Genomic DNA, 7474 nt, shown 5'->3' with positions numbered 1-7474 from the left:
GCAGTAAAGAGTGCAACAGCTACTTATAAAAAAGTATCAAAATGGATTTCTAAAGGCTGCAATTGCTTTACTGCTGGAACGGAGGTTCTAACAGACGAAGGGGAGAAACCTATCGAGGATATTGAGGTAGGGGATAAGGTGCTTGCCAAAGACGATGAAACAGGAGAGATGGCTTACAAGGAAGTTGAATGGCTCTTCCAACGTGATGTTGAAGAAACATATAATATTACTACTGGCGGCGAGGTCATAACGACTACTGATGAACATCCGTTTTGGATTGTCGGCAAAGGTTGGGTGGAATCCAAGAACCTTGTGGTAGGCGATGTTCTGACGAGCTCCGATGGCAAAGAATTAGCCGTTGATAACATTGAGGTTAAGAAGGAACATGCTACTGTATACAACTTTAAGGTGAAGGACTTTCATACGTACTTTGTATCTAACCTTGGTATTTGGACGCATAATGCTTGTGGAGTAGCACCACATGTTGTTGTGAATGCTTTATCGAGTTTCCAAAGTAAAACAATGAAGTTTGGAAATCAAAGCTTTTTGTTGGATAAGTCCGGAATGAAGCATATCTTAGAGCGTCATCATCCTAATTTTTGGGATGGTTCAACGAAAGCAACTCAATCATTTTTAGATAAAAATATGTCTATTAACGATGTTTCCAGTGCAATTCAGTCTATAATGAATCAAAATAGAACGACTCTGATAAATAAAGGTACAAAGGGAATGTACCAAATTGAAGGGAAATATAATGGTGTCAATTATGTAGTAGGTTTAATTAACGGAAGGGTCGGCCAATTTTATTCTAAGTAGGTGAGAGTATTTGTTTCTAGTTAAGACATATGTCAACGTACCGAATCAAAAAATAACAGATTTGCGTTTGGTTCAGGATAATCCAGACAAATATTTTATTCAGGTTGGTGAGCAGGAAAAAATACAGGGTATTTCAAACCTACTCGACTTTAATTATTTAAATGGCGCAATCTATTTGGAGTATGATGGTAGTGTTTTGATGGATTATACAATGTGGGATTTGGTAGACCAATTATGGGCGTATTTTTTAAATCTTATTGAAGAAGTCTTAGATAAGAAAGAGGGAAGCTTCTATTTTCCGGACCAACCACTTAAAGTTGAAATGAGAGAAATCTCTACAGAATGGATTTTATTTAGAGTTAGTGAAGGAAGATTAGCAAGTATTTCACTTCCGAAAAGTGACCTTTTTCACGCATTAATAAGTGGTGCAGAGCAATTTTTCCTCTTCATGAGTGATAATTTTGGAACTTGCTGTAATTATTCTCATGAATTGATAACTATTAATAAGTTAAAAAAGTTAATTTGATTACTTTTTGACCTTGAGGGCAACATCCTCAAGGTCTTTCTTTTATCCCCACCCAGTGCCGAATGAATCGGGCGGTAGTCTCAAATAGAACTTTACCTTCATTAGCCCCCTATGAAATTTCTCTAAATGCGGATGTACGTACTCCTTTAAGCTTTAAAAGTGTAACCTATTATAGCATGAGGGGAGGTTGTGAATTTTCACTTTGTACCGCAACAATCTGAATATAAGGCACTGAGAGAGACAGGAAATAGCAAGAAAAAGTCTGAGAGTATGTTGGGGAGCGAGAACCCAATTCAGGTGATTCAGCCTGACATGAATGCACTTCATCTCCAGGCGCGAAATAACATGACGCAAGATCAAGTTACCGCTTTGGCTGATTATGACCATAAGGCATTAGCTCGGATACCGCTTTACCAAGCCACATCCAATTATGCCGTTTCTTATGGAGCGGAGGTTGTGTCAACGTCTACGGGTGATGTGGGAATCTATAACACAGATTTCGATTTGCCTGGAGCGATTACTTATCGTTTGAATCGCGTTTATGAGACAAGCATGGCCAACAATGATATCGGTGTTAAATCGAGTAATGGAAGCTATATAAATGAAGCAGGAATACGTCAGGAAGAACGAGACACCGGTCTAGGCAGGGGATGGAGGTGGGATCTTCCATCCATCCAGATCAGAAATGAAGGGAAATATGTTTAATATCCCGGAATAGGTACGTATAAGCTCTCAGAATCGCTTGCTCTCGAAGGATATCCTTGGAAAGATATAAAACTCTCTAATGATAGCACGATAACTATTGATGGAAGAGGGAGTCAATTTAAATTATCTGCCTTGAATGACCTTCATTATTATTTCGATTCCACGGGTCATTTACTATTAATGCAAGATGACTACAACAATCGTGTAGAGTTTCATTATACGGATCATCAAGATGGAAGCACAGTTATATCCAATATTCGTAACAGTGATGGAAATGAGCTGAATTTCACTTATTCGAATGAACAAGTTATTGTATCCCAAAAGGGTACAGAACGTAAAATGGTATATCAGTTAGCTGTAGAAGGGGATTATCAGACGTTGTCCTCTGTAACAGATGCCATGGGACTGAAGACGAGATATTTCTATGCTGCTAGAGAAACCGCATTTAACTTCATAGCAGATCATATGGGGAATCCAGCATCTCAGGGTGTTGAGCATCAGGCTGTACTGTACGGAATATTGAGTCCTTATTCCGGATTGACTGAGCTAACGTATACGGCACATATGAAGAATATGGGTGATTATGCGACTAGGGAAATTTATAAATTGGCAAGTCGCAAAGATATATTCTCAACCGTCCAAAGTACTGAAATTTTTAATGAAGTGAAATTTACCTATACGAATGAAGACATTCTTCATCCTGAGGGTTCATTTAACTCAGAAACGATGATTCAATCAGGGAATGCTAAGGATAAGTACCAATTCCATCACATCAATGATGGAGCAGCTCATCCCGAAACGATTCAATTGAGCCAGTTGCAATCACAAGGGGATACGAGTGAATATAAACAAACGTATATCTACGATGATGCAAGAGTTGGAATGAATCTACCCATTCAAATCAATGAGAATTATGCACAGAATGGACAGAACTCAGAAGTTCTGACTTCCCTGTACCAGTACGATGACAAGGGGATGATACTGAAGCAAAGTCTGAACACCGGACAAGAGACTGTCGTTGATTACAAGAACTCGACAGAACCTTATTTCTGGTCATTGCCAACAACCGTTACTACCAAATTGAAAGAGGGGCAGTCACGTGTTGAAACGTATCAATATAACAATCAGGGTAGCACAACTCAGTTCGCTATTAGGGAAAATACGATAGGTGGTAAATTGCTTGCCCAGACGGATTTCGAGTATGATGCTTACGGTAATCCCAATGTAACGACGATGAAAGACACGACCAACAATATTGTAAGCACACAATTTTATGAATCACCTTATGGTCGGCATTTATTGACGAAAGAATCGCTGGCAGTCAGGTCTGTGGATAATACATTGAGTACCTTATCCAAGCTGTATTCGTATACAGCAATGGGTGATTTACAATCCATGACGGATGAAGCTGGCAAGGTGACAGAATATTCATATGATCCAATCGGCCGAATGAAACAGATCTCATACAGTGACGGTACGAAGCAATCCGTGCAATATGACGATGCACTTTATTCAGTAACCAGTACAAGTCCTGACGGATTGGTTACAACGAATACATTCAATCCTTTAGGCCTCATGACACAAGCAGTTCAGGACAACTCGGTATATCGATATTTCTACAATAAAGAAGGAAATTTGGAGCAACTGATCGATGCCGAACAAAACTCTACGTTATTCGCATATGATGCATTCAATCGATTACAACGTACGATTTATGCAGATCTAACAGAAGATACAGTGGACTATGATTGGGCTCATCTTACGACCACCTATACAGATGCAAATGGCAATAAACAGCGCGAAACATCCGATGTATTAGGACAGGTTATGCTGTTGGAAGAGAACAATAACGGTAGTTTCATCCCACTAACGAAATTGACATATGATCTGGATGGTAATATTCTCAGCAGCCAGGATGGTAACGGACAAATCACGACCTCTACGTATGATGTTCTAGGTAGATTGAGTAAAGTGACCGATCCCGAACAACGTACGACAGGCTATACATTTAGTCAGGCAGGTAATCTAACGAGTATGAAACTTCCAGATCAGACAACCATCCATAAACAATATGATGAACTGGGCAGACTAAAACGTCAGATTAATCAGGAGAACCAAGTAGCATCCTATTATTATGATGCACGTGGGAATGTCATTAAATATGTTAATTATGCAGGTCAAACGGCGGAATACAAGTATAATGATGATAATCTATTAACGGAGATCAAAACCGCTAGCGAAATGATAGCCTACACCTACGATACGGTAGGTCGGCGTACAAGTATGATCGATGCACAAGGGGAGACGAAGTATACGTACAGTCCGACAGACGGATCTTTGCAGACCTTGCGTTATCCGGACGGGGCTCATATTGGGTATACTTACAATAAACAAGCTCGTACAGGCTACAAGTTTACGAGTAGTACGGGTGAAGCAATCCGAATACAAGGCACGCTAGATGAGATGAACCGCTTAACGGAGATGGATATCTCAAATGATACGGCTGGCGGAATCAGCACCTTTGCGGGGGCCTCATCGCAACAAATGACATTTGAATATGAAGCGAACAGCTTATTGAAACGCCAAGTTTCATCAAGTAACACGAATACTACGTTTAGTTACGATGGCTATGATTTAACAGGTGTGAACATCGGAGCAGGTGCCTCATCCCAGCAGTTCTCCTACGAGTATGATAACAACAAGAATATTATCAATCGTAATCAGAATGGGACTGCGGACCAGTTCACCTATGATTCCTTAAGCAGAATCGAGAGTGAACAAAGTGAAGGAAAGGACAAAACCTTCACCTACGATGATCAAGGCAATCGTCTGAATGTAGTAGGCGGTCAAATATCCGGGATGAAGAATGCCGAATATACTTTTGATTCATTGGATCGCTTAACTGGCGTGAAGGGCGAGGGTATTGATGTCACCTACAGCTATAATGGAGATGGCTTGTTATATGAACGTGTAGCTAAGAGTGAACGCGTTCGATACTATTATGATGAACAAGGTAAGCTCTTAGCAGAGGCAAAGATCGAAGCGGGCAACACCGTACAAATGACCTACTTCTATATCTATGATCTGAGCGGACGTCTCTGGGCTCGTCAGAATAAGACAGGTGATATGGAGTATTACCAGTTTAATGGACATGGCGATGTCGTGGGATTAACCGATAGTTCTGGAAATGAACTGAACACCTACAGCTATGATATTTGGGGTAACCCGATAGATGAGGAAGAAGATGTTCCGAACGTATTCCGCTACTCCGGGGAATATTGGGATAGCGACACAGGACTTCAATACCTGCGAGCCCGCTGGTATGATCCGAATGCCGCACGGTTCGTATCTAGGGATACGTATGAAGGGCAAATTTCGAATCCACTAAGTTTGAATTTGTATTCATATGTAGAGAATAATCCGTTGAAGTATACGGATCCAACGGGACATTGTGGATTAAGCAGTGTGAAACAAGTAGCGGATTGTGCATTAGACATGACGCCCTTTGTAAGTGCTGCGAAGAGTATTCAAGAGTTCTCAACCGGTAATAACTGGTATACTGGTGAAAAGCTATCAACCTCCGATAGGGCGTGGGGACTTGTAGGGATAATACCAGGTGGAAAAATTGCTACAAAAGGCGGTAAAATAGCTGTAAAAAGTGCAACAGCTACTTATAAAAAAGTATCAAAGTGGATTTCTAAAGGCTGCAATTGCTTTACTGCTGGAACGGAGGTTCTAACAGACGAAGGGGAGAAACCGATTGAAGAAATTGAGGTCGGGGATAAGGTTCTTGCTAAGTCTGATGAAACTGGAGAAGTGGCATATAAAGAGGTTGTGGGGCTGTTCCAAAAACAGGCTGCCGAAATCTACTCCGTTCACATCGGTGATGAAGTCATCGAGGCTACAGGTGAGCATCCTTTCTGGTTGGATGGTATAGGATGGACAGAGGTTAAAGATCTGAGAGTTGGAGACTTGCTTGCAACGAGCGACGGGGATACTCTAGAAATAGAGCGGATTGAGAAAGAGGCTCGTGAGGCAACGGTATATAACTTTGAGGTTGCTGATTTTAATTCGTACTTTGTATCTAATCTTGAAATATGGGTGCATAATTGTATTGTATGGCCCAAAACTATCAGTGGTAAAGATGCTATTAAGCTTCTTAAGAAAAGTGGTTTTAAAGAAGTTAGGCAAAATGGTAGCCACGTTGTATTAGAAGGACCAAATGGTAAACATGTAACTGTACCGAAGCATAGTGAACTTAAAAAGGGCACTTACGGACAAATTAAAAAGGATGCAGTAGCGGCAATGGAAGAATAGTTTAGTTGATTGATATGAGTATAGATATACTTTGGAAGCATTTCGTCATGGATTTATGGTGACGAGATGCTTCTTTTCCATATAGCTATTAATTATCTTGCTCTGAACTCTCTAATAAATTTTACTTCATTGATTTGTATTGCTCCGGTCACTCCCTGATAAGATATTTCTCCCCAGTCTGGATGATTCCTAAGCAAATTAAAATCGAAAATACTTTGCCAACTTTCTTCTTTTGGAATGTTGTTAAGTATCGTATTAGGGTTGTCATGAGAGTCCTCGAATGTAAAGGTTGCATCGGATAGCACAAAGTGCCATGCTTGAAAATCTGATAGTAAAACTCTATTATCATCTATTTCTACTATTAATAAGACCCCGACTTCTCCTTTTGGTAAATGACTACTCTTTCTTAAGTCAGGGCGTTTTGTCCATAACCAAATTGGATATTCACCAGTATAATTGGGAAGACGTTTATGCATTTGAGCCATCATCCATTGGTATGGTTTAATGAATTCTTCCCAAACATATTGTTTAGTACCAACTAGCACTCCACTTTTCTTCGATTTTTGCCATGCTGAGGATGTTTGTATAGTCCAAAAAGTACCCATAATTTGCTCTTCCTCCTCTTTAAGATCATATTCTAATAATTCTACTTAAGTCTAACTATTTAATCAATTAATGTTGTGATTTATATTCCCAGCCATTGCCGAATGAAGCGGGCGGATAAATCCAACCTAACTCAACCCCCATTAGTCCGGTATGATTGAACATTGGTGGTGCAGCTTCGAAGCAGTTCTCATACGAATATGATAACAACAAGAATATTATAAATCGTACTCAGAACGGGAATGCGGAATACGTCTTTGATTCATTGGATCGCTTGACTGGCGTGAAGGGCGAGGGTGAAGGAGGGGAAGCCCTCGATGTTACTTACAGCTATAATGGAGATGGCTTGTTATATGAACGTGTAGCTAAGAGTGAACGCGTCCGTTACTATTATGATGAACAAGGTAAGCTCTTAGCAGAAGCAAAGGTCGAAGCGGGTAACATAGCACAAATGACCTACTTCTATATCTATGATCTGGACGGACGTCTCTGGGCTCGTCAGAGCAA

6 protein-coding genes are annotated in these 7474 nt (G+C 40.4%); 5 read left to right on the top strand and 1 reads right to left on the bottom strand.

The features are described 5' to 3' along the window. The 4 genes from AC1TO9_RS24390 to AC1TO9_RS24375 form a co-directional block, all read left to right on the top strand. Positions 1-816, top strand: an 816-nt coding sequence (locus AC1TO9_RS24390) for a polymorphic toxin-type HINT domain-containing protein (RefSeq protein ID WP_482060726.1), incomplete at its 5' end; no start/stop codon positions are given. A gap of 10 nt (positions 817-826) precedes the next feature. Then, entirely contained in the window at positions 827-1342 is a 516-nt protein-coding gene (locus tag AC1TO9_RS24385) for a hypothetical protein (protein ID WP_482058048.1), read from the top strand. A gap of 189 nt (positions 1343-1531) precedes the next feature. Continuing rightward, a complete protein-coding gene (locus AC1TO9_RS24380; RefSeq protein WP_482060725.1) occupies positions 1532-2047 on the top strand; it encodes a hypothetical protein in 516 nt (171 codons plus the stop codon). Between the two features lie 132 nt (positions 2048-2179). Further along, on the top strand, positions 2180-6364 hold the full coding sequence (locus tag AC1TO9_RS24375; protein WP_482060724.1) for a polymorphic toxin-type HINT domain-containing protein: 4185 nt from the start codon (positions 2180-2182) through the stop codon (positions 6362-6364). 92 nt (positions 6365-6456) lie between these two features. Here the strand turns inward: AC1TO9_RS24375 and AC1TO9_RS24370 are convergent, their stop codons facing one another. After that, on the bottom strand, positions 6457-6969 hold the full coding sequence (locus AC1TO9_RS24370) for a DUF3841 domain-containing protein (protein ID WP_482060723.1): 513 nt from the start codon (positions 6967-6969) through the stop codon (positions 6457-6459). Between the two features lie 155 nt (positions 6970-7124). Here AC1TO9_RS24370 and AC1TO9_RS24365 point away from each other — a divergent pair. Further along, the coding region (locus tag AC1TO9_RS24365) for a hypothetical protein (protein WP_482060722.1) at positions 7125-7474 on the top strand (350 nt) is incomplete at its 3' end.

This window comes from Paenibacillus sp. Y916 (genome assembly GCF_056786435.1).
This window is presented reverse-complemented; position numbering and strand designations above follow the sequence as displayed.

Excerpts from the sequence above, each read along its gene's own strand:
- AC1TO9_RS24370 (WP_482060723.1), bottom strand. The coding sequence starts at position 6,969 with ATGGGTACTTTTTGGACTATACAAACATCCTCAGCATGGCAAAAATCG.